Here is a 22,677-nt window from a genome sequence, read left to right as displayed (position 1 = left end):
GCGATGATGGGGCACATGGCCGACACGACTCCCCGCGCGACGAGCAACCGTTCCACCACCCCCGGTTCCTCGACCTTCAAGGACCACATCGCCTCGCAGTGGGCCGAGCGCGAGCGGCCGCTGCCGGAGCCCCGTGAGCAGGCCCCCTTCGCCGCCGAGCGCCGTGCCCGGATCTCCGAGCTGCACCCCGGCCGCACGATCGTGGTCCCCGCGGGCCGCGCCAAGGTCCGGTCGAACGACTGCGACTACCCGTTCCGCCCGCACTCCACGTTCGCGCACCTCACCGGCTGGGGCACCGACACCGTGGTGGGCTCGGTGCTCGTGATGACGCCGTCCGGCTCCGGCCACGACGCGACGCTGTACTTCCGCGCGACCGCGGGGCGTGACTCCGAGGAGTTCTACGCCAACCCGGAGATCGGCGAGTTCTGGGTCGGCCCGCGTCCCTCGCTCGAGGAGGTCGCAGCCGACCTCGGCATCGCGACCGCCGACCTCGGAGCGTTCGACGCCGTGGTCGACGACCTCGACCCGGCCGTCCTCGTCGTCCGCGACGCCGACGAGGAACTCACCCGGTCACTCGACACCCGCTTCGGCACCGCGGTCGGCGGTGCGTCCGAGACCGACGGCGTCCCCGCGACCGACGACGTGCTCGCCCGCGACCTGTCCGAGCTGCGCCTGGTGAAGGACCGCTACGAGGTGCAGGAGCTCCGCGCGGCCGTCGCCGCGACGAAGCACGGGTTCGACGACGTCATCGCCGACTTCGACGCCGTCCTCGCGCACCCCCGCGGCGAGCGCATCGTCGAGGGCACCTTCAACCGCCGTGCCCGCGCCGACGGCAACACGGTCGGCTACGACACCATCGCCGCCTCGGGGCACCACGCCTGCATCCTGCACTGGACCCGCAACGACGGTGCCGTGCAGCCCGGCGACCTCATCCTCATCGACGCCGGGGTCGAGGTCGACTCGTTCTACACGGCCGACATCACCCGGACCCTCCCGGTCTCGGGCACCTTCACCGACGTGCAGCGCATGGTCTACGAGGCCGTGCTCGAGGCGGCCGACACCGCGTTCGCGATCGTGCAGCCCGGCATCACCTTCCGCGAGGTGCACGCCACCGCGATGGAGGTCATCGCGCGGAAGACCGCCGAGTGGGGCTTCCTGCCCGGCACCGCGGAGGAGTCGCTGCGCCCGGACAACCAGTTCCACCGCCGGTACATGGTGCACGGCACGAGCCACCACCTCGGCCTCGACGTGCACGACTGCGCCAAGGCCCGTCGTGAGATGTACCTCGACGGCGTGGTGCAGGCCGGCATGGTGTTCACGATCGAGCCCGGCCTGTACTTCCAGCAGGACGACCTGACCGTGCCGGAGGAGTTCCGCGGGATCGGCGTCCGCATCGAGGACGACGTCCTGGTGACCGAGGACGGCGCCGAGAACCTGTCCGTGGGCATCCCCCGGACCCCCTCGGAAGTGGAGGGGTGGATCGCCCGCTCCGGCCGCTAGGTTGAAGGCGTGACCACGCCCGAGGCCCCCACCGACACGACGCCCTCCGACCGCCCCACGATCACCATCGACGTGGAGCACTTCGACTCTCCCGACGCCCAGCGCCTCCGGGCCGCGCAGCGTCTCGAGATCGACCGTGCGTACGGCGGGGACACCGAACCGGGCGAGAAGCCGACCGCCGACTCGATCGCGGTCTTCTTCCTCGCCCGGGACGAGGACGGCACGCCCCTCGGCTGCGGTGGCCTGCGCATCGTGCAGGACGGCGTCGCCGAGGTGAAGCGCATGTACGTGCGGCCGGAGTCCCGCGGCGCCGGCGTCTCGACGGCGATCCTGCGTCGACTCGAGGAAGCGGCGATCGACCTCGGTTCGCCGGCCCTCGTGCTCGAGACCGGCGACGAGCAGAAGCGCGCGATCGGGTTCTACGAGCGCGAGGGCTTCTCGCGCATCGCCCAGTTCGGCCCGTACGTCGGTGCCGCCCGGTCGATCTGCTACTCGAAGGTGCTCTAGCCCCGACGCTCCTGGTCGGCTGCGCCGTCGCCGTCCTCGGGACGTGCGGGCTCGGTCGGCGCCGGTCCGGTGACGCGCTCCCCGTACTGCGGCGGCTCGTCGGGTCGGGACTGCGGACCGCGCGGGTCGGCGGGCTGGCGAGCAGGCGCGGTCCCGGCGGTCTCGCCGTAGCGCGGGCCGTCGTTCGTGCCGTACCGCGGGCCGTCGTTCGTGCCGTACCGCGGGCCGTCGTTCGTGCCGTACCGCGGGCCGTCGTTCGTCCCGTACCGTGGCGCGTCCTGGCCGGGCGCCCCGCCCTGGGGCGCTCCCGTCTGCTGGCCGCTGGCCGACGTCCCGGGCTGCTGCGCGCCTCCCGGCTGGTGGGGTGTGGCGTGCCCGCCGTAGGGCGATCCCTGGGACGGGCCCGGACGCCAGGGCTGCTGCCCCTGCAGGGGGCGGGGCTGGGTGCCCTGCGGACCGGACGGCGCCTCGTTCCAGTGCGTGGACGGCGTCGCGCCGTGCTGCCCGAGGATCCGCTGCGCCTGCCCCGTCAGCTGCGGGTCCACGACGATCTGGTAGTTCGTGGCGAGCACCTGGTGCACGCTCGTGAAGTCGCGCTGCCGCTTCGTGATCGCGAACGAGACGATGCCGTAGAGCATGCCGAACGCCGCACCGATGATCGCGGCGGCGAAGATGAGGCCGCCCGCGCTCGGCGAGAACAGCGTCAGCACGATGCCGAGGAAGAACCCGAGCCAGAGGCCCGACAGCGCGCCGGCGATGGCGGCACGACCGTAGGTCATCTTGCCGGTGACGCGCTCGACCGTCTTGAGGTCGTTGCCGACGATCGCGATCTTCGCCACCGGGAAGTCCGCCTCGGCGAGCTTCGCGACGACGCGCTGGGCGTCGGGGTAGCTGTCGTAGGTGCCGAGGACGTCTCCGCGCGGGAGCGTCGGGAAGGCCTGGGCGGTGCGTCCGGCGAACGGGCTCTGGTTGCTCACCCAGCCATCATCCACCGGGCACCTTGCGATCGCACGTGCACCTCACGGGAGACACCCGGACGACCGCCGGACCCCGGCCACCACCGCAGCCGCATCTGCGTCTCCTCAGGCCCGTCCCCCGCCGCTGCCGCGGCTCCCCGGCACGAGCGGCTACGCTGGCCGGGTGAGCGCCACGAAGGTCTTCGTCGCCCGCCTCGCCGGGTGCTCCGTCTTCGACCCCGCGGGCGACCGCGTGGGTCGCGTCCGGGACGTCCTGGTCGTCTACCGTCGCGTCGACCCTCCCCATGTGGTCGGCCTGATCGTCGAGGTCCCCGGCAAGCGTCGGATCTTCGTGAGCATCGGCCGCATCACCTCCATCGGCGCCGGACAGGTCATCACGACCGGTCTGGTGAACATGCGTCGCTTCGAGCAGCGCGGCGGCGAGGTCCGTGTCATCGCCGAGATGCTCGGCCGCAAGGTCCTCATCAAGAAGGAGCGCATCCGCGCCACGATCGAGGACGTCGCGATCGAGGACCGCGGGCAGGGCGACTGGGAGGTCTCGCAGCTCTTCCTCCGCAAGCCGAAGACGACCCCGTCGCCGTTCGGCAAGGGTCCGACGACGTTCTCGACCTGGAACGAGGTCACCGAGGACGAGCTCCCCGGTGAGGCCCAGTCCGCCGAGCACGTCATCGCGGCGTACTCCGACCTGGTCCCGGCCGACCTCGCGTCGACCCTGCTCGACCTGCCCGAGGAGCGCCGGTTCGAGGTGGCCGAGGAGCTGCCCGACGACCGGCTCGCCGACGTGCTCGAGGAGATGCCCGACCAGGAGCGCATCGCCATCCTGACCCGCCTCGAGGACGCCCGCGCCGCGGACGTGCTCGACCAGATGCAGCCCGACGACGCCGCCGACGTGCTCGCCCAGTTCCCGGACGACCGCAGCGAAGCCCTCCTCCAGCTCATGGAGCCCGAGGAGGCGCAGGACGTCCGCATGCTGCTCGAGTACGAGCCGGACACCGCGGGTGGTCTCATGACGACCGAGCCGGTGATCGTCTCGGCCGACGCGACCGTGGCCGAGGGACTCGCACTCATCCGTCGGCACGAGCTCGCTCCGGCGCTCGGTGCGAGCGTGTGCGTCACGCTGCCGCCGTACGAGCCGCCGACCGGCCGGTTCCTGGGCCTCGTGCACTTCCAGCGGATGCTCCGGTACCCGCCGAACGAACGGCTCGGCACGCTCATCGACCAGCAGACCGAACCGGTGCGGGTCGACGCCAGCGCCGCCGAGGTCACGCGCGTCATGGCGACCTACAACCTCGTGTCCGTCCCCGTGGTCGACGACGCCCACCGTCTCGTCGGGGTGGTGACGATCGACGATGTCCTCGACCACGTCCTGCCGGACGACTGGCGAAGTCGGGGCGAGGGGGACTCCCCCTCGCGACTCCGCCAACGCCCGCGCAAGACGCCCGTGACGACGGGAAGGAGGACCACCCGTGGCCCGAACGGATGACGCACGACAGGTGCGGCTCGACTCGCCCAAGGGCATGCGCACGCGCGTGCTCCCGACCCGCCGACGTGGCCGCGGGGACACCTTCGGTCGCGCGACCGAGGGCATTGCACGTGCAATGGGAACACCCTGGTTCCTCGTCGGCCTGACGGTGTTCTGTGCCGTCTGGATGATCTACAACACGGTCGCACCGCCGAAGTGGCAGTTCGACTCGGCGGCGATCGGCTTCACCGCGCTGACCCTCGTGCTGTCGCTCCAGGCCTCGTACGCCGCGCCGCTCATCCTGCTCGCGCAGAACCGCCAGGACGACCGCGACCGCGTGCAGTTCGAGCAGGACCGTCAGCGCGCCGAGCGCAACCTCGCCGACACCGAGTACCTCGCCCGCGAGGTCGTCGCCCTCCGGCTCGCCATGCGCGACATGGCGTCGAAGGACTTCATCCGCGCCGAGATCCGGTCGCTGCTCGAGGAACTCGACCGGCGCGACGCCGACGACGCAGCGGTGCACGGCAGGGCCGAGGCCGACGAGGCCGGCCGGACCGGTCGTGGCTGACCCCGCCGACCGGCACGAGGACGACGAACGGCTGGGCGCGGCGGTCCTCGCTGCGCTCGGCCGCGTCCTCGACCCCGAGATACGCCGACCCGTCACCGAGCTCGACATGATCCGCGGTGTCGACGTGCAGCCGGGAGGCACGGTGCGCGTCGACCTGCAGCTCACGATCGTCGGGTGCCCGGCAGCCGACACGATCGAGCGGGACGTGCGCGCGGCCGCCCGTTCGGTCGACGGCGTCGCCGCCGTCGACGTCGACGTCTCCGTCATGTCGCCCGCGCAGCGCGCAGCGCTCACCGAGCGGCTGCGGGGCGACCGCCCGCGCGGCGTGCAGTTCACCCCGGACTCGCTGACCCGGGTGATCGCCGTGACGAGCGGCAAGGGCGGGGTCGGCAAGTCCACCGTCACCGTGAACCTCGCGGTGGCCCTCGCCGCCGCCGGACAGCGGGTCGGTGTGGTCGACGTCGACGTGCACGGCTTCAGCGTCCCCGGGCTGATGGGCCTGACCGACGCGGACGGCGTCGCACCCCGACCGACCCGGGTCGACAGCATGATCCTGCCGCCGGTCGCGCACGACGTGAAGGTCGTCTCGATCGGCATGTTCGTCGACGACGTCTCGACCGCGGTGTCCTGGCGCGGACCGATGCTGCACCGCACGGTCGCCCAGTTCCTCACCGACGTGTGGTTCGGCGACCTCGACGTGCTCCTGCTCGATCTGCCGCCCGGGACCGGCGACGTCGCGATCTCGGTCGGGCAGCTGCTCCCGCACGCCGAGGTCATCGTCGTCACCACCCCGCAGGCCGCCGCGGCGGACGTCGCCGAGCGGAGCGGCGTCGTCGCGCGTCAGACCGGGCAGCGGGTGATCGGCGTGGTCGAGAACATGGCCGGGCTCGTGCAGCCCGACGGCAGCGTCCTGCACCTGTTCGGCGAGGGCGGCGGCGACGAGACCGCGGCACGTCTGTCGCGCGGGCAGGACGTCCCGGTGCCGGTGCTCGGCCGCGTGCCGCTGTCGGTGCCGCTCCGGGAGGGCGGGGACACCGGTGTGCCGGTCGTCCTCGGCGCCCCGGCGGACCCCGCGGCCCGCGCGCTCCGGGAGGTCGCGGAGACGATCACCACGATGGGGCGCGGCCTCGCGGGGCGGAAGCTCGGGTTGACGCTCTCCTGAGCACGGCGCGCGGACCGCTCCCGTCCCCCGCTACCGTGGCGGCATGAGCAACACCGACCACGTCACCGTCGACTGGGACGCCGCCCGCGACGCCAACCGAGCGAACTGGGACGACCGGGTACCGATCCACGAGGGCGCCTACGACGTCGCAGCGCTGGACGACCCCGGCCACCGCTCCGACGTCGTACGCGACGACCTGCCGGTGCTGGCGCGCTGGCTGCCGTCCGGCTCGCTGGACGGCCTCGACGTCTGCCACCTGCAGTGCCACATCGGCACCGACACGGTCTCGCTCGCGCGCGAGGGCGCCCGTGTCACCGGGGTCGACTTCTCCGCGCCCGCGCTCGCCTCCGGTGCGGCGCTCGCGGAGCGGCTCGGGCTCGACGTCACGTGGGTGGAGTCCGACGTGCTCGACGCCCGCGCGGCCGTCACGGGCGACTTCGACGTCGTCTACACGAGCATCGGCACGATCTGCTGGCTCGACGACCTCGACCGCTGGGCGGCGCAGGTCGCCGCGCTCCTGCGCCCCGGCGGCGTGTTCTTCATCCGCGACGGCCACCCGGCGCTGTACGCGGTCGACGAGACCGCGTCCGAGCTCGTCACGCGGTACCGGTACTTCCCGGACGGCACCGCGCAGCAGTGGGAGGGCGCGGGCACCTACGCCGGCGAGGGCACCGTCGCGAACACCCGCACGTACGAGTGGCCACACCCGCTGTCCGAGGTCGTGAACGCGCTGCTCGGGGCCGGCCTCCGACTGCGGCTCCTCGACGAGGGCCGGACGCTCCCGTGGCGCTTCAGCCCGCGCATGGAGGAGGACGGCCACGGCTCGTGGGTCTGGCCCGCGGCGGACCGCGACCGCATGCCGACGACGTTCACGGTCGTCGCGACCAGGGACTGACGGACGGGAGGCGCGGTGCGGGCCGGCACCGCGCCTCCCGTCCGTCAGCGGGGCACGTCGCGGACGTGGGCCGCTCGTCGGACCCTGGGGCTCGTGAGCCGCGCGTCGGGCCCATCAGCAGGACGTCGGGTCCGTCAGCCGTGAGGGGTCAGGTCGCCTCGGCGTCGAAGGGGGCGGGCTCGCCCGCGGCGAGCGGGACGACGGGTGCCGTCGCGCGGACACGCGACGCGGTGACCTGCGCGGTCTCGACCGCCGCCATCCCACCCGCGGTCGTGCCGCCGGAGTCGAGCAGCGCGTCGCGGATGATCCGCCGCGGGTCGTACTGGCGCGGGTCGAGCTTCTGCCAGTCGACGTCGTCGAACTCGGGGCCCATCTCCTCGCGCATCCGGTCCTTCGCGGTGTCCGCGAACCGGCGGACCGCCTTGACGAACTCCGCGAGCTTCTGCGCGTACATCGGCAACCGCTGCGGGCCGAGGAGCAGCACCGCGATGATCCCGATGATCAGGATCTTGTTGAAGTCGATGGACACGCAAACGAGCGTAACCCGTCCCACTGCGCCGCACCCGTAGAGTTGTCCTCCGAACGGAGTGTGCGTGTCAGAGAAAGAGTCGAACTGGAAGTTCACCGAGGACCTCGTCTCGGAGCCCGAGGTGATCGCCCGGGCGCGTGAGCACTCCCTGGAACTCGGGGTCGAGGCGATCTCCCCCGCCATCGGCGCCCAGATCGCCGTGGTGTCCGCTGCCTCGCGTGCGACGGCGATGATCGAGATCGGCACCGGGCTCGGCGTCTCCGGGCTGTACCTGCTCGCCGGGGCCCCGGACGCGACCCTCACCACGATCGACGTCGAGGTGGACCACCAGCAGTACGCCCGCGACGCGTACATCGCCGCCGGCACCGCCCCCGCCCGGATCCGGCTCATCCCCGGCCGGGCGAACCAGGTGCTCCCGCGCATGAACGAGGCGTCGTACGACGTCGTGCTCGTCGACGCCGACCCAGAGCACGTGATCGAGTACGTCGAGCACGGGCTCCGGCTCGCCCGTGTCGGCGGCACCGTGCTCGTCCCGCACGCACTGTGGCGCGGTCGCGTGGCCGACCCGGTGCGCCGGGACCGGGCGACGACGGACTTCCGACTGCTGCTCACCGAGGTGTCGACCTCGGGCGCGGTGCGGAGTGCGCTCTCCCCCGCCGGGGACGGGCTGCTGCAGATGACGAAGGTGTCCGCGTAGCGGTCCGCGCCTGAGCGCTGCCGCGTTCTCGAGCGCGGCAGCTTCGTCGAGCGCGGCCGCTTCGTCGAGCGCGGCCGCTTTGTCGGGCGCGGCCGCCCGGCCTCCCGCAGACGACGACAGGCCCGGAGCGTACGTGCTCCGGGCCTGTCGACGTGGTGCTTCGACGGACTATGCCGAGACGACCTCGGCGAGTGCGTCGTGGAGTTCCTTGGCCTCGGCGTCGTTGACCGAGACCACCAGGCGGCCTCCACCTTCGAGCGGAACCCGCACGACGATGAGTCGACCCTCCTTGACAGCCTCCATCGGCCCGTCACCGGTCCTCGGCTTCATCGCTGCCATCAGATGTCCCCTTTCGCGCAGTACATGCCTGGCCATTATCCCGTATCGAGGGGCGAACTGCGAAACCGCCCAGGTTGGGGGTGTCGGATCGCCGCTGTCGTTCGGCTCCCGTGCGTACGCTGCGCGGATGCCGTTCATCCGCTCCACGCGCAGTGCACGCCCCCTCGACCCCGCCGTCGAGGCCGTCCCGGCGGGCATGCGCACCGCGGGCGCCTTCTCGTGGCGGTTCCTCGTCGTGCTCGCCGCGCTGGCCGTCGTCGTCGCGTTCGTGGTGCTCCTGCAGGACATCGTCGTGCCGTTCTGCATCGGGCTGCTGCTCTGCGCGTTGCTCGCGCCGATGTCAGCGTTCCTGCAACGGCACCGGTGGCCGAAGTGGCTCGCGGTGCTCTCGTGCTTCCTCGCGGTCGCCGTCGTGATCGCTGTCCTCGCGCTCGTCGTCACCGCGCAGATCCGGTACGACCTGCCGTCGCTCGAGCGTCGACTGCACCACACCGCGGACTCGCTCCAGTCGCTGCTGAACACCGAGCCGTTCGGCATCACGTCGTCGCAGGTCGACAAGTGGATCTCGCAGGGCACCGACTTCATCGAGAAGCACGCCTCGTCGATCCTCTCCGGGTTCCAGGCCGCGGGACTCGGCGTCGTGCACGCGCTCGAGGGGCTGTTCATCGTGGTCTTCACGACGCTGTTCGTGCTCATCGACGGGAAGCGCATCTGGGCGTGGGTCGTCCGGCTGTTCCCCCGTCGCGCCCGTGCCCGCATCGACGTGGCCGGGAACGCCGGGTGGAAGACCCTGACGAGCTTCATCCGCGTGCAGCTCGTGGTCGCGGTCACGGACGCGCTCGGCATCGTGATCGGTGCGCTCGCCCTGCAGCTCCCGCTCGCGATCCCGATCGGTGTCGTGGTGTTCCTCGGTGCGTTCGTCCCCGTCGTCGGTGCGATCGTCGGCGGCACGGTGGCCGTCGTGATCGCGCTCGTCTTCAGCGGCTGGGTGCCGGCGCTGGTGATGCTCGGCATCGTCGTGGTCGTGCAGCAGCTGGAGAGCCACGTCCTGCACCCGTTCCTCACCGGCAGCGCCGTGAAGGTGCACCCGCTCGGCGTCGTGCTCGGCGTCACCGCGGGCACGACCATCGCCGGCGTGGTCGGCGCGTTCTTCGCGGTGCCGTTCATCGCCACCGTGAACGCGATGGTCACCGCCGCGGCCGCGTGGAAGCCCGACGGCACCGGGCCCGACGGCGCCGGCTCGGTCGGCGCGGGCTCGGTCGGCGCGGGGTCGGACGGCACCGGGCCGGACGGCGCGGTGCTCCCCGGCGGGGCGTCGTCGGACTCAGCGGCGGGGGCCGCCGATCACGGCGGGGTCCAGTCGTAGCCGTCGACCCACCAGCAGTAGTACAACCAGGTCCACTGCAGCCCGAGGCAGACCGCCACGAGGAGGACCCGGTACACCCGCGACCGCGGCAGCGCGACGATCCCGAGCAGGGGCGCGATCGGCAGCAGGATGCGCCACGTGCTCGACTGCGGGAAGAACACCGCGAGCAGGTAGACCAGGTACGCCACGGCCCACAGCCGCAGCTCCAGACCGATGCGCCGCGCGGCGGGCTGGAACACGAAGACCGCGAACCCGACGAGCACGAGCGCGAGCAGGACCCCGCCCACCGGCTGCCGGAACCACCAGCCGAAGCCCTGCACCCACGGCGCGAAGGGCACGAGGTCACCCCACCCGATGTACGACGACCGCCAGGCGAGCTCGGTGTCGGTGTACGCCTTCGGGACGCCGGTGACGGCCCAGGCGATCGCCGGCCACGCCAGCCCGACCAGGCCGGACACCACGGCAACGACGAGCGGTGGCAGCGCGCCCCGGACCGTCGGACGAGCGTCCTCGCGGACCCAGGCGGGACGGACGGCCCACACGACCACGAAGAGCCCCACCGCGAGCGCGAAGGCGAGTCCCGTGGGCCGCGTCATGCCGAGCAGGAGCACGACGGGCAGCATCGTCCACCAGCGCCGGTCGACCATGAGCAACAGCGCGACGACGAGCAGGAACAGGCCCATCGCCTCGGCGTAGGCGACCTGGAAGACCGCGGACACCGGGGCGACGCAGAACAGCACCGTCGCGAAGGTGGCCCGCGGGTCGTCGAGGAACCGGCCCACGAGCCGCCGGAAGACCAGGGCGGCACCCCATCCGGCGACGAGCGACACCGTGACCGCGACGGCCTCGAACGACGCACCGGTCAGGAGCATGAGCCCGCGGACCAGGAACGGGTACGCGGGCATGAACGCCCACGCGTTCTCGGTCACGTGGCCAACGGCGTCGACGGGCAGCACGGACGGGTAGCCGCCCGTCGCGATCACCCGGTACCAGGCACCGTCCCAGATGGACGCGAAGGACAGGTACGACGGGTGCGCGGGCGTGAACGAGTTGGCGGTCTGCACGCGCGCGAAGGCGAGCAGCATGGCGCCGGTGACGAGCCGGGCGGCGACGTAGACGACGGTGATGCGCACCCACCAGGGCACGGCGCGGTAGCGGGCACGCCAGTGCGCACTGCTCCGGGGTCCCGCGACGACCGGCGCGGGACCGGTGGTCACGCCGTCAGCCACCGCCGCAGACCGTCCTCGACCGCGGTGATCTGGTCGACGGGGACCTGCTCGTCGTCGTGGTGCGCGAAGACCGGCTCACCCGGGCCGTAGTTCACGGCGGGGACGCCGAGCGCCGAGAACCGGGCGACGTCCGTCCAGCCGTACTTCGGGCGCGGGGCCGGGCCGCCGACGGCCGCGACGAAGTCCTGGGCCAGCGGAGCGTCGAGTCCGGGGCGGGCGCCGGCGGCGAGGTCGACGATCTGCACGTCGTACCCGTCGAAGAGCTCCCGGATGTGCGCGACGGCCTCGTCGGCGCTGCGCGAGGGCGCGAAGCGGTAGTTGACGTGGACCATCGCCTCGTCGGGGATGACGTTGCCGGCGATGCCGCCAGAGATGCCGACCGCGTTGAGGCCTTCGCGGTACTCGAGCCCGTCCACCGTCACGGTCCGGGGCTCGTACGCGGCGAGCGTCGCGAGGATCGGCGCGGTCTTGTGGATCGCGTTGTCGCCGATCCAGCTCCGGGCGCTGTGCGAGCGCTTGCCGAACGTCCGGACCTCGGCCCGGAGGTTGCCGTTGCAGCCGCCCTCGATCTGGGCGCCCGAGGGCTCCCCCAGGATCGCGAAGTCGCCGGCGAGGAGTTCCGGTCGGGTGCGGGCGAGCCGACCGAGGCCGTTCAGGGAGTCGCTCACCTCCTCGTGGTCGTAGAAGACCCACGTGACGTCGACCGACGGTGCGACGAGGTCGTGCGCGAGCTTGAGCTGCACACCGACCCCGGCCTTCATGTCGACGGTGCCGCGGCCCCAGAGGATCTCGGTGCCGTCGTCGGTGGTGCGGAACTCGGTCGGCAGGTTGCCGTTCAGCGGCACGGTGTCGATGTGCCCCGCGATGACGACCCGGCGGTCGCGCCCGAGCTGCGTCCTGGCCACGATCGCGTCGCCGTCGCGAACCACGTCGAGGTGCTCCAGCGGGGCGAGGGTCGCCTCGATCGCGTCGGCCAGGCGGCCTTCGTTCCCGGACACCGACTCGATGTCGCAGATGGCACGCGTGATGTCGATGGACGAGGCGGTGAGGTCGAGCAGCTCCGGCATGCGGGCAGCCTACCGGCCGAGCCCTGCCGGTCCCGTGGACGGTGGCGAACCTGTGGAGCACCGCAGGCCCCGCAGTCCGCGACGCCGGTGCCGTCGTCCGGACCGCCCGGACGGTCGCCCCTTCCGGGCGCTCGCTACCCTTGTCCGGTGACCGAGACGACCTCCACCGCGCAGCCCACCCACGCCTGGGGCCACGGCCTGGCGACGATCGCCGCCGACGGCACCACCCTCGACACCTGGTACCCGGAGACGCACCTCGGTACCCTGCCCTCCGACGCCGCCGCCCCCGCCGACCTCCTCGCGCACGTGGGCGAGGACCCGCGCCGCGAGGTCCGCACCGAGGTCGTGACGACCGCCGTCGCGATCGACGACGCCCCGGCGAGCACGCCCGACGCGTACCTCCGGCTGCACCTGCTCAGCCACCTGCACGTCCGCCCGAACACCGTCAACCTCGACGGCGTCTTCGCGCATCTGCCGATCGTCGCGTGGACGAACGCCGGACCGGTCCACCCCGACGCGCTCGTCCGGCTCCACCCGGTGCTGCAGCGCGCGGGCATCGCGGTGCACGCGGTCGACAAGTTCCCCCGCCTGCTCGACTACGTGGTGCCCGAACGGGTCCGGATCGCCGACGCCTCGCGGGTCCGCCTCGGCGCGCACCTCGCCCCGGGCACGACCGTCATGCACGAGGGCTTCGTGAACTTCAACGCGGGCACCCTCGGTGACGCGATGGTCGAGGGCCGGATCAGCCAGGGCGTCGTCGTGGGGAACGGCACGGACATCGGCGGCGGGGCGTCGATCATGGGCACGCTGTCCGGCGGCGGCACGCACCGGGTGTCCCTCGGTGAGCGGGCCCTGCTCGGCGCGAACGCCGGTCTCGGGATCTCGCTCGGCGACGACTCCGTGGTCGAGGCCGGGCTCTACGTCACGGCGGGCACCAAGGTCGTGCTCGTCGGCGCGGCCCCGGCGCCCGACGGGACCGCCCGCACCGTGAAGGCTGCCGAGCTCTCAGGCGTCCCGAACGTGCTGTTCCGCCGCAACTCGCTCACGGGCGCGGTCGAAGCCCTGCAGCGCAAGGGCAAGGGCATCCAGCTGAACACCGCGCTGCACGCGTAGCCGCCCGCGCCTCCGCGCCTGGAACCGGGCCTGACCGGCCGAACCGGGCGGATGGGAGGAACGGGCGGAGCGTCGGACGGGAGGCGCGGTGCCAGTCCGCACCGCGCCTCCCGTCCGACGCCACTCGCGGGACGCGAGCGGGCCTTCCGCCCGGACCGGGGCCGCGCGTCAGCGCGCGGGCAGGTCCCGCTCCGGGTGCCCCACGTACAGCTGCTGCGGGCGCCCGATCTTGTTCTGCGGGTCGTTGTTCAGCTCACGCCACTGCGCGATCCAGCCGGGCAGCCGCCCGATGGCGAACAGCACGGTGAACATCCGCGGCGGGAAGCCCATCGCCCGGTAGATGATGCCGGTGTAGAAGTCGACGTTCGGGTAGAGCCGGCGGCTGACGAAGTACTCGTCCTCGAGCGCGATCTGCTCCAACTCCATCGCGATGTCGAGCAGGTCGTCCTGCACGCCGAGCGACTGGAGCACCTCGTGCGCGGACTCCTTGACGAGCTTCGCGCGCGGGTCGTAGTTCTTGTAGACGCGGTGCCCGAAGCCCATGAGCTTCACCCCGCGCTCCTTGTTCTTCACCCGCTCGACGAAGCGCGACACCGGCTCGCCCGAGTCCTTGATCTGCTGGAGCATCTCGAGCACGGCCTCGTTCGCACCGCCGTGCAGCGGCCCGTACAGCGCGTTGATGCCCGCCGAGATCGACGCGAACATGTTGGCCTTCGTCGAGCCGACGAGCCGCACGGTCGAGGTCGAGGCGTTCTGCTCGTGGTCCTCGTGCAGGATGAGCAGCCGCTCGAGCGCCTTCGACAGCACCGGGTTCGGCACGTAGGTCTCGGCCATGGTGCCGAAGTTCAGGCGGAGGAAGTTGTCGACGAACGACAGCGAGTTGTCCGGGTACAGGAAGGCCTGCCCGATCGCCTTCTTGTGCGCGTACGCCGCGATGACGGGGAGCTTGGCGAGGAGCCGGACGGTCTGCAGCTCGACCTTCTCGGGGTCGTCGACGTCCATGTCGTCCTCGTAGTACGTCGACAGCGCACTGACCGCGCTGGACAGCACCGACATCGGGTGGGCCGAGTGCGGGAGCGCGTCGAACAGGCGACGGAGGTCCTCGTGCAGCAGCGTGTGGCGACGGATCCGCGCGTCGAACGACGCGAGCTCGTCGGCCGTGGGGAGCTCACCGTAGATGAGCAGCCAGGCGACCTCGAGGTACGTGCAGCCGGAGGCGACCTGGTCGATCGGGTACCCGCGGTACCGCAGGATGCCCTCGTCGCCGTCGATGTACGTGATGGCGCTGCGGGTGGCCCCGGTGTTGACGAAGCCGTAGTCGAGCGTGTTCAGCCCCGTCTGCTTCTTGAGCGACGAGATGTCGATCGCCGACGCTCCGTCGACGCTCGGCAGGATCGGGAACTCCGCCGTTCCCCCCGGGAACGTCAGCGTCGCGGTCTCCGTCGACTCGGCGGCGCCCGGGCTCACGGGGACGGGCGTGGTGGGCGGTGTGGCCGTCTTCTGAGCGTCGTTGGCAGTGTCAGTCACGACGACAGCCTAATCGCGGCGACTGTCGGTCGTGCACCACCCGGGACCCGGGATTTGGTGGGAACCGCGGATTGTGCACGGAACGCCCGGCGGTGCGGAACCCGCGGACCGGCCCGGAGGCGCGGCCCACGCCCGTCAGGACGCGGACAGTCGCCGCGTGCTCGCCAGCCGCTGCGCGGCAGCTGCGATCCGGTCGTCGGTCGCCGTGAGCGCGATCCGCACGTGCTCCGCGCCCGCCGGACCGTAGAACGTGCCCGGGGCGACGAGGATGCCGCGGTCGGCGAGCCACCCCACCGTGTCGAGCGCGGGTTCGCCGCGGGTGGCCCAGAGGTACAGGCCGGCCTCGCTGTGGTCGATGCGGAAGCCCGCCCCGTCGAGTGCCCGTCGGAGCATGTTCCGGCGGTTCCGGTAGCGCGCCTTCTGCTGCTGCACGTGCGTCTCGTCGGCGAGGGCGACGACCATCGCCTGCTGCACCGGCAGCGGCGGCATCATCCCGGTGTGCTTGCGGACGGCCAGGACCTCGGCGAGCAGCGCGGCGTCCCCGGCGACGAAGGCGGCACGGTAGCCCGCGAGGTTCGACTGCTTCGACAGCGAGTAGACGGCGAGGACGCCGTCGACCGAGTCGCCGACGACCCGCGGGTCGAGGATCGACGGGGTCGGGGCGGTGTCGTACGGCGGCTCCCACCCGAGTTCGGCGTAGCACTCGTCCCCGACGACCACGGCACCGAGCTCGCGGGCCCGGGTGACGGCGGCGCGGAGCTGCTCGACGGACAGGACGCGGCCGTCCGGGTTGCCGGGCGAGTTCAGCCACACGAGCTTCGTCGTCGCCGGCCACGCGGCGGGGTCGTCGGACGCCAGTGCCTCGGCGCGGACGAGTGCGGCGCCGAGTTCGTAGGTCGGGTAGGCGGCCTCGGGGAACACGACGGTGTCGCCCGGACCGATGCCGAGCCACAGCGCGAGCCCGGCGATGAACTCCTTCGAGCCGATCGTCGGCAGGACCTGCTCCGGCGTCAGGGCGATCCCCTGTCGGCGTCCGTACCAGTCGGCGATCGCCTCGCGCAGGGCCGGGGTACCGGCGACCTGCGGGTACGCGTGCGCGTCGGTGGCCTCGGCGAGGGCCGTCCGGACCACCGCGGGCGTCGGGTCGACGGGCGAGCCGACGCTGAGGTCGACGATGCCGCCCTCGTACGCCGCGGCGCGCTGCTTGAACGGGACGAGCTGGTCCCAGGGGAAGTCGGGGAGGTCGAGCGCCACGTGCTGCCCCGGGCTCAGCCGCGCGGGGGCTCGGCGAGGACCACGGGGTGGTCCTTGTGGATCACGCCGACCTTGGCGGCGCCGCCGGGCGAGCCGACCTCGTCGAAGAACTCGACGTTGGCCTTGTAGTAGTCGGCCCACTGATCGGGCAGGTCGTCCTCGTAGTAGATCGCCTCGACGGGGCAGACGGGCTCGCAGGCCCCGCAGTCCACGCACTCGTCGGGGTGGATGTAGAGCGACCGGTCACCCTCGTAGATGCAGTCGACCGGGCATTCGTCGATGCAGGCGCGGTCCTTGACGTCGACACAGGGCTGGGCGATCACGTAGGTCACGGTGCGGGTGCTCCCTTCGGACTGAGCGAACCCGAGTCTACTCGCGGGCCGCCGGGGCCCCTGACCGCGCCGCACGGAGGCCGGACAGGTCCGGCCAGGCGAGCGTGAACGCGGCGACGACCGCCGGCGCGAACGTCCACACGTAGCCGGCGAGGTTCTGCGGGACCAGGGGCGAGGACGGTCCGGCGACCGACGAGAGCACCTGGGTCGCGACCATGACCGCGATCCCGGCCGCGGCGACCATCGCCCGCGACCGGTAGAGCAGGCGGAGCCCGACGAGCAACCCGACCACGAGCAGCGTCGTGATGACGGCACCGACCGGGAAGCCGCCGAGGGTCTGCTGGTGGGTCACGGTGCCGAGCGCACCCGCGACGAGTCCGAGCACCGCGGCGACGACCACCGCGGCGGCCTTCCCCTGCCGGGACATCTCGGCGAAGGTCTGCGGGGCCTGCGGCACGGGGTCGGCGTCGTGCCGGTACGCCTCGACCGCGGGGGCGTGCTGCCGCTCGCCGTGGGGCATCACCCAGCTGAGCGCGCGGGGCTGCTCCGGGTCGGCCGGGTCGACGGTGACCTGCGACCGGTACTGCTCGAGCGCCGCACGCACCTTCGCCCGCACGGGCAGGACGTCGACGGTCAGGTCGACCTCGGCGGACCCGGGCTCGACGATCATCGAGAACGGGACCTCCTCGGCACGGGCCGCGTACCGCGCCGCGTGGTGCACCCGCACGTGGTCGGGGTGCCCGTACCCGCCGTCGTCGGCGTAGCTCACGACCGCGTCGGCCCCGGTCGACCGGATGGCGGCGCGCACGTCGTCGACGACCTCGCCGAGGTCCGCGGCGGTGAGCGAGTCGGCCGGTGCGTCGTCGGCCGCGACGGCGCGACCGTCCGCGCCCCACTGCATGCCCGAGTCGCCGTACCGCCGGTGCGGCAGGTCGGTCGGACGGGCACCCGGTCCGCCGAGCCACAGGTGCGCCGGGCCGCCGAGGGCGGCGAGGGCCGCGGCGATCTCGGTCTCGCGGTGCGCGGCCACGCGGGCACCGTCGCCGACGATCGACGCGAGCTCGGGGACGAGCACCTCGCCCCGTTCCCCGCGCGTGGCGGTCAGGACGGTGACCTCGGCGCCGAGCTCGAGCAGCGTCGCGATGGTGCCGCCCGACACGAGGGTCTCGTCGTCGGGGTGGGCGTGCACGAAGAGGACGCGCTCGGGGCGCGTGGCGGGGACCTTGGACATCGTCCCCCAGGCTACTTCGCTAGCGCGGGGTCACGATGTACGTCGCCGTGACGCCGTCGCCGGTCTGCGAGAACGTCAGGACCACGCGGTACGCGTCGCTCCGGAACATGCCGAACGCGCTCGACGCGTCCGCCCGCTTCGCCGACTCGGTGTACCCGGCGTCCGCGAGGCGTTGCGCGGCCACCGTGAAGTCGTCGACCGAGGCGACCCGGACCTGCGCGACCCACCCGGACCCGTCGGGGCCGGAACCGCCGCCGAGCACCGTGCCGTCGACGAGCGGGACCTGGGCGGTCGGGAACCCGTCGGGCACCTTGCCGTCCGAGGTGACACCCGTGCCCTTGAGCGCCGTGTCGAGCGCGCCGTCGATGCCGCCGGCCACCGAGGACATGCCGTCCTGGATCGCCCCGCCGTCGATGCCCTGCACGGTCTCGCTCACGTTCGACGCGACGGACGAGCCGAGGTCGGTCGCCTGCCGCACCGCGTCGGCCGAGCAGCCGGTCAGACCGGCGAGGGCGATGCCCGCCGTGACGGCGGCGATCAGGGTCCGTGACGTTCGCATGCGGTCACCCTAGGACGACTGCCGGGAGGCCCGGCGTGCGTTCCCTGGGAAGCCGCCGGTCCGCGCCGGGGTCGCGACCACACCACGCATGGGCACAGCGGGCACCCCGCCCGTCGGTCAGGACAGGTGCGCGCGGGTCGCCGCCACGAGGGCGTCGACGCCGACCGGGATCGCGGTCTCGGCCCGCGGCGCGTAGAACGGCGAGTGGTTGCTCGGCACGTCGGCCCCGCTCCGGAACAGCTCGGGGTCGGTGATGCCCGTGAACCAGTACACGAGCGGCGCACCGGCGGCGGTGGCGAGCTGACCGACGTCCTCCGACGCCATCGCCAGCCCGATCTCGAGGTCGCGCGCGTCCGGGACCACCCCGTGCAGGGACTCGAGCACGCGTGCGGCGGCGTCGGCGTCGTTCACGGTGACCTCGGCGCCCGGGGCACGCTCGATCGTCGGGGCGGGCAGCCCGCCGGCGTCGCTCTCGGCGCGCACGATCCGCTCGATCGAGGCGATGATGCGCTCGCGGGTCTCCTCGTTGCGGGCCCGGGTGGAGATCTCGATGACGGCCTGGTCCGGGATGATGTTCGGCCGGGTGCCGGCGTGGAAGCTGCCGACGGTGACGACCCCGGCGTCCGACGGGGACACCTCGCGCGAGACGACGGTCTGCAGTCGCACGACGGCGCTGGCCGCGGTGACGATCGGGTCGAGGGACGCCTGCGGTGCCGAGCCGTGCGCGCCACGGCCGTTGAACGTGATCGTCAGGCGGTCGCTCGACGCCATCACCGGGCCGGAGCCGACCGCGACGACGCCCACCGGGGCCGGCGCGGAGTGCTGCCCGAGCACGACGTCGGGCGTCGGGAAGCGGTCGACGAGCCCGTCCTCGATCATGGCGCGTGCACCGGAGATGACCTCTTCTGCGGGCTGGAAGACCGCGACGACGGTGCCGTGCCAGTCCGCACGGGTGGCGACGAGCCGCTCGAGCGCGCCGAGCAGCCACGTGACGTGGATGTCGTGGCCGCAGGCGTGCATGGTCGGGACGTCGTTGCCCTCGTCGTCGCGACCGGTGTGCTCGCTCGCGTAGGGCAGCCCGGTGCGCTCCTGCACGGGCAGACCGTCCATGTCGGCGCGGAGCCAGACGACAGGACCGTCGCCGTTCGACAGCACGCCGACGACACCCGTGCCGCCGACGCCCGTCGCGACCTCGAGCCCGCCGATCTCGGCGAGGCGGTCGGCCACGACGCCGGCCGTCCGGTGCTCCTGGAAGCCGAGCTCCGGGTGGGCGTGCAGGTCCTGGTACAGCGAGAGCAGATCGAGGGTCACCCGTCCACCGTAACCCCGCACACCGACGACAGGACCACCGGCGGCTGCGCGACCGGCGGCACCGACGCCGACGGCCCGGCCACCTCGACGAGGTGACCGGGCCGTCGGACGGAGGGCGTACCTCCCGGCTGCTGCCGTGTCGCTGACGCGACCTGCCGCTACGCGTCCTGGCGCTTGAGGCGGGCGTAGGCGCGCTGGCGAGCCTGCGCGTCGAGCTCGACCTTGCGGATGCGGACGGCGTCGGGGGTGACCTCGACGCACTCGTCCTCGCGCGCGAACTCCAGGCACTCCTCGAGGGAGAGCTGGCGCGACGGCGTCATCGACTCGAAGGAGTCGGCGTTCGCCGAACGCATGTTCGTGAGCTTCTTCTCCTTGGTGATGTTCACGTCCATGTCGTCGGCGCGCGAGTTCTCGCCGATGACCATGCCCTCGTAGACCTCCTCGGTCGGGTTGACGAAGAACGTCATCCGCTCCTGGAGGTTCGTGATGGCGAAGGGCGTGACGACACCCGAGCGGTCGGACACGATCGAGCCGTTGATGCGGGTCTGGATCGGGCCGGCCCAGTCGTCGTAGCCGTGCGAGATCGCGTTGGCGATGCCGGTGCCGCGGGTCTCGGTGAGGAACGACGTGCGGAAGCCGATGAGGCCACGCGACGGCACGATGAACTCCATGCGGATCCAGCCGGTGCCGTGGTTCGTCATGTTCTCCATGCGCCCCTTGCGCGCGGCCATGAGCTGCGTGATCGCGCCGAGGTGCTCCTCCGGCGTGTCGATCGTCATGTGCTCGTAGGGCTCCTGGAGCTTGCCGTTCTCGTCACGACGCGTGACGACCTGCGGCTTGCCCACGGTGAGCTCGAAGCCCTCGCGGCGCATCTGCTCGACCAGGATGGCCAGCGCCAGCTCACCGCGGCCCTGCACCTCCCAGGCGTCCGGACGACCGATGTCGAGGACCTTGAGCGAGACGTTGCCGACGAGCTCGCGGTCGAGGCGCTCCTTGACCATGCGGGCGGTGAGCTTGTGGCCCTTCACCTTGCCGACGAGCGGGCTGGTGTTCGTGCCGATCGTCATCGAGATCGCCGGGTCGTCGACCGTGATGGTCGGCAGCGGGCGGACGTCCTCGGGGTCGCTCAGGGTCTCACCGATGGTGATGGTGTCGAAGCCGGCGACGGCGACGATGTCACCGGGGCCCGCGGACTCGGCCGGGTAGCGGTCGAGCGCCTTCGTGATGAGCAGCTCGGTGATGCGGGCGTTCGCGACGGTGCCGTCGTGCTTCACCCAGGCCACGGTCTGGCCCTTCTTCATCGTGCCGTGGAAGATGCGCAGCAGCGCGAGGCGGCCGAGGAACGGCGAGGCGTCGAGGTTCGTGACGTGCGCCTGCAGGGGGTGCTCGTCGTCGTACTTCGGGGCCGGGACGTGCTGCAGGATCGCCTCGAACAGCGGCTCGAGGTCGTCGTTGTCCGGCAGGGTGCCGTCCTCGGGCTTGTTGCGCGACGCGGCGCCGGCGCGACCGGAGGCGTAGACCACCGGCACGTCGAGGATCGCGTCGAGGTCGAGGTCGTCGACCTCGTCCGCGAGGTCCGACGCCAGGCCGAGCAGCAGGTCCTGCGACTCGGAGACGACCTCGTCGATGCGGGAGTCCGGGCGGTCCGTCTTGTTGACGAGCAGGATCACCGGGAGCTTGGCGGCGAGCGCCTTGCGGAGCACGAAGCGCGTCTGGGGCAGCGGGCCCTCGGACGCGTCGACGAGCAGCACGACACCGTCGACCATGGAGAGGCCGCGCTCGACCTCGCCACCGAAGTCGGCGTGGCCGGGGGTGTCGATCACGTTGATCGTGATCGGGCCGCCGTCGCCGAACTCCTTCGCGTGCACCCCGTTGTAGAGCACCGAGGTGTTCTTCGCGAGGATGGTGATGCCCTTCTCGCGCTCGAGGTCGTTCGAGTCCATCATGCGGTCTTCGCCCTCGAAGTGGGCGTCGAACGAGTTGGTCTGCGTGAGCATCGCGTCGACGAGGGTGGTCTTGCCGTGGTCGACGTGTGCCACGATGGCGACGTTGCGCAGGTCGGACCGGGTGGCGAGCGCCATACAGGACATCCTTCAAGATCTTTTGGAGAGGGTCGGGGCTGCAGCCTTCCGGCGCCACACCCGCGGGCAGAACGCCCGACACGCCAGTCTACCGGTAGTTCGCAACTGTGAGGAGTACAGCGCATGAGCCGACGGCGAACGTGGGTCGAGATCACGATCGTCCTCATGCTCTCGCTGGGTGCCAGCGCGCTGTACTCGGTCCTGCAGATCATCGACGACCTGTCGCAGACGACCCCGCTCGGCGAGCAGTCCACGGCGCTCAACCAGTCGACCACGACCGTGCAGTACGTCGACCTCGCGCGGCAGCTCCTGGGCGTCGCGGTCGACCTCGCCCCGGTCGCGCTCGTGTGCTACCTCCTCTGGAGCACGACCCGGCCGCACCTGTCCCGACTCGGGATCGACCGGTTCCGTGTGCGCCCCGACCTCGGCGGCGCGGCGCTCATCGCGCTCTGCATCGGGGTCCCCGGGCTCGCGCTCTACTTCACGGGCCGCGCGCTCGGCATCACGGTCGATGTGGACCCGGCGGCGCTCGACTCGTACTGGTGGACGGTCCCGGTCCTGCTGCTCTCGGCCGTCCGGTCCGGGCTGCAGGAGGAGGTCATCGTCGTCGGCTACCTGTACGAGCGGCTCGGCGGGCTCGGCTGGGGTCGCTGGCAGGTCGTGCTGTCGACGGCGGTCCTGCGCGGGAGCTACCACCTGTACCAGGGCTTCGGTGCGTTCGTGGGGAACGCGGTGATGGGCGTGGTGTTCGGGTGGATCTACACACGGTGGGGGCGGCTGCTCCCCCTGGTCATCACGCACTGCCTGCTCGACGCCGCGGTGTTCGTCGGGTACCCGTACGTCGCGCACGCGTTCCCGCAGCTGTTCCGGTAGCGCCGGCCGGCCTGCGCGGCCAGCGTCCGGGGATGGAGCAGGAACCGTCGGGTGGGCGGACGGGACCCGACGGGTGCTGCTCCATCCGTGCGGTGGAC

At 72.2% G+C, this 22,677-nt stretch carries 22 protein-coding genes; 10 read left to right on the top strand and 12 right to left on the bottom strand.

The genetic code is table 11. The features are described from left to right. Positions 1-15: 15 nt before the first annotated feature. Positions 16-1,500, top strand: coding sequence for an aminopeptidase P family protein (locus tag QOL15_RS04755; protein ID WP_071249615.1), 1,485 nt, complete (start codon positions 16-18; stop codon positions 1,498-1,500). A 9-nt stretch (positions 1,501-1,509) separates the two neighbouring features. After that, positions 1,510-2,007 carry a GNAT family N-acetyltransferase gene (locus tag QOL15_RS04750; RefSeq protein WP_253181530.1) on the top strand — a complete coding sequence of 166 codons (498 nt, stop codon included), beginning with the start codon at positions 1,510-1,512 and terminating at the stop codon, positions 2,005-2,007. On the opposite strand, the gene QOL15_RS04745 is transcribed toward QOL15_RS04750, so the two are convergent. Beyond that, positions 2,004-2,984: a general stress protein gene (locus QOL15_RS04745; protein ID WP_065959648.1), complete on the bottom strand. Its 981-nt coding sequence runs from the start codon at positions 2,982-2,984 to the stop codon at positions 2,004-2,006. The genes QOL15_RS04750 and QOL15_RS04745 overlap by 4 nt on opposite strands. Positions 2,985-3,147: 163 nt before the next feature. Between QOL15_RS04745 and QOL15_RS04740 the strand changes: the two genes are divergently transcribed. Genes QOL15_RS04740 through QOL15_RS04725 form a run of 4 tightly spaced genes read left to right on the top strand, consistent with a single transcriptional unit; the run spans position 3,148 to position 7,071 of the window. Then, the gene (locus QOL15_RS04740; RefSeq protein WP_065959650.1) at positions 3,148-4,467 is read left to right on the top strand and encodes a magnesium transporter MgtE N-terminal domain-containing protein; all 1,320 of its coding nucleotides are present in this window, start codon (positions 3,148-3,150) and stop codon (positions 4,465-4,467) included. Positions 4,468-4,501: 34 nt separating this feature from the next. Beyond that, positions 4,502-5,014, top strand: a complete 513-nt coding sequence (locus tag QOL15_RS04735) for a DUF1003 domain-containing protein (protein ID WP_065959653.1) — start codon at positions 4,502-4,504, stop codon at positions 5,012-5,014. Next, positions 5,007-6,176 (top strand): P-loop NTPase, encoded by a 1,170-nt coding sequence (locus tag QOL15_RS04730; protein ID WP_071249613.1) that lies wholly within the window; start codon positions 5,007-5,009, stop codon positions 6,174-6,176. The genes QOL15_RS04735 and QOL15_RS04730 overlap by 8 nt, the downstream gene beginning before the upstream one ends. A gap of 43 nt (positions 6,177-6,219) precedes the next feature. Continuing rightward, complete coding sequence (locus QOL15_RS04725; protein ID WP_071249610.1) at positions 6,220-7,071, top strand: bifunctional 2-polyprenyl-6-hydroxyphenol methylase/3-demethylubiquinol 3-O-methyltransferase UbiG; 852 nt, start codon at positions 6,220-6,222, stop codon at positions 7,069-7,071. Positions 7,072-7,219: 148 nt separating this feature from the next. On the opposite strand, the gene QOL15_RS04720 is transcribed toward QOL15_RS04725, so the two are convergent. After that, positions 7,220-7,600 carry a twin-arginine translocase TatA/TatE family subunit gene (locus QOL15_RS04720; RefSeq protein WP_065959660.1) on the bottom strand — a complete coding sequence of 127 codons (381 nt, stop codon included), beginning with the start codon at positions 7,598-7,600 and terminating at the stop codon, positions 7,220-7,222. Positions 7,601-7,664: 64 nt separating this feature from the next. On the opposite strand from QOL15_RS04720, the gene QOL15_RS04715 reads away from it, so the two are divergent. After that, positions 7,665-8,297: an O-methyltransferase gene (locus QOL15_RS04715; protein WP_065959663.1), complete on the top strand. Its 633-nt coding sequence runs from the start codon at positions 7,665-7,667 to the stop codon at positions 8,295-8,297. 168 nt (positions 8,298-8,465) lie between these two features. On the opposite strand, the gene QOL15_RS04710 is transcribed toward QOL15_RS04715, so the two are convergent. Continuing rightward, positions 8,466-8,636, bottom strand: coding sequence for a DUF3117 domain-containing protein (locus QOL15_RS04710; RefSeq protein WP_022905043.1), 171 nt, complete (start codon positions 8,634-8,636; stop codon positions 8,466-8,468). A gap of 127 nt (positions 8,637-8,763) precedes the next feature. Between QOL15_RS04710 and QOL15_RS04705 the strand changes: the two genes are divergently transcribed. Beyond that, entirely contained in the window at positions 8,764-10,002 is a 1,239-nt protein-coding gene (locus QOL15_RS04705; protein ID WP_071249608.1) for an AI-2E family transporter, read from the top strand. On the opposite strand, the gene QOL15_RS04700 is transcribed toward QOL15_RS04705, so the two are convergent. Both QOL15_RS04700 and dapE read right to left on the bottom strand, forming a co-directional pair. After that, positions 9,981-11,219 (bottom strand): hypothetical protein, encoded by a 1,239-nt coding sequence (locus QOL15_RS04700; protein ID WP_139197623.1) that lies wholly within the window; start codon positions 11,217-11,219, stop codon positions 9,981-9,983. The genes QOL15_RS04705 and QOL15_RS04700 overlap by 22 nt on opposite strands. Beyond that, positions 11,216-12,298 (bottom strand): succinyl-diaminopimelate desuccinylase, encoded by a 1,083-nt coding sequence (dapE, locus tag QOL15_RS04695; protein WP_065959667.1) that lies wholly within the window; start codon positions 12,296-12,298, stop codon positions 11,216-11,218. The genes QOL15_RS04700 and dapE overlap by 4 nt, the downstream gene beginning before the upstream one ends. 147 nt (positions 12,299-12,445) lie before the next feature. Between dapE and dapD the strand changes: the two genes are divergently transcribed. After that, complete coding sequence (gene dapD / locus QOL15_RS04690; RefSeq protein WP_071249606.1) at positions 12,446-13,411, top strand: 2,3,4,5-tetrahydropyridine-2,6-dicarboxylate N-succinyltransferase; 966 nt, start codon at positions 12,446-12,448, stop codon at positions 13,409-13,411. A gap of 168 nt (positions 13,412-13,579) precedes the next feature. On the opposite strand, the gene QOL15_RS04685 is transcribed toward dapD, so the two are convergent. The 7 genes from QOL15_RS04685 to typA form a co-directional block, all read right to left on the bottom strand. Beyond that, a complete protein-coding gene (locus QOL15_RS04685; protein ID WP_083229989.1) occupies positions 13,580-14,878 on the bottom strand; it encodes a citrate synthase in 1,299 nt (432 codons plus the stop codon). 195 nt (positions 14,879-15,073) lie between these two features. Then, positions 15,074-16,192, bottom strand: a complete 1,119-nt coding sequence (gene dapC / locus QOL15_RS04680) for a succinyldiaminopimelate transaminase (RefSeq protein ID WP_071249603.1) — start codon at positions 16,190-16,192, stop codon at positions 15,074-15,076. A 14-nt stretch (positions 16,193-16,206) separates the two neighbouring features. Beyond that, complete coding sequence (fdxA, locus tag QOL15_RS04675) at positions 16,207-16,524, bottom strand: ferredoxin (RefSeq protein WP_065959672.1); 318 nt, start codon at positions 16,522-16,524, stop codon at positions 16,207-16,209. A gap of 37 nt (positions 16,525-16,561) precedes the next feature. Continuing rightward, complete coding sequence (locus QOL15_RS04670; RefSeq protein WP_071249601.1) at positions 16,562-17,755, bottom strand: PIG-L family deacetylase; 1,194 nt, start codon at positions 17,753-17,755, stop codon at positions 16,562-16,564. A 19-nt stretch (positions 17,756-17,774) separates the two neighbouring features. Further along, positions 17,775-18,314, bottom strand: coding sequence for a hypothetical protein (locus QOL15_RS04665; RefSeq protein ID WP_071249599.1), 540 nt, complete (start codon positions 18,312-18,314; stop codon positions 17,775-17,777). A gap of 117 nt (positions 18,315-18,431) precedes the next feature. Further along, complete coding sequence (locus QOL15_RS04660) at positions 18,432-19,625, bottom strand: amidohydrolase (RefSeq protein ID WP_071249597.1); 1,194 nt, start codon at positions 19,623-19,625, stop codon at positions 18,432-18,434. Positions 19,626-19,783: 158 nt separating this feature from the next. Continuing rightward, positions 19,784-21,706, bottom strand: a complete 1,923-nt coding sequence (gene typA, locus QOL15_RS04655; RefSeq protein WP_065959680.1) for a translational GTPase TypA — start codon at positions 21,704-21,706, stop codon at positions 19,784-19,786. Between the two features lie 123 nt (positions 21,707-21,829). Here typA and QOL15_RS04650 point away from each other — a divergent pair, with 123 nt between their 5' ends. Then, entirely contained in the window at positions 21,830-22,579 is a 750-nt protein-coding gene (locus tag QOL15_RS04650) for a CPBP family intramembrane glutamic endopeptidase (RefSeq protein ID WP_071249595.1), read from the top strand. Positions 22,580-22,677: the final 98 nt, after the last annotated feature.

Source organism: Curtobacterium sp. MCBA15_012, assembly GCF_001864935.2.
In the GTDB taxonomy this organism is placed as follows: domain Bacteria; phylum Actinomycetota; class Actinomycetes; order Actinomycetales; family Microbacteriaceae; genus Curtobacterium.
This window is presented reverse-complemented; position numbering and strand designations above follow the sequence as displayed.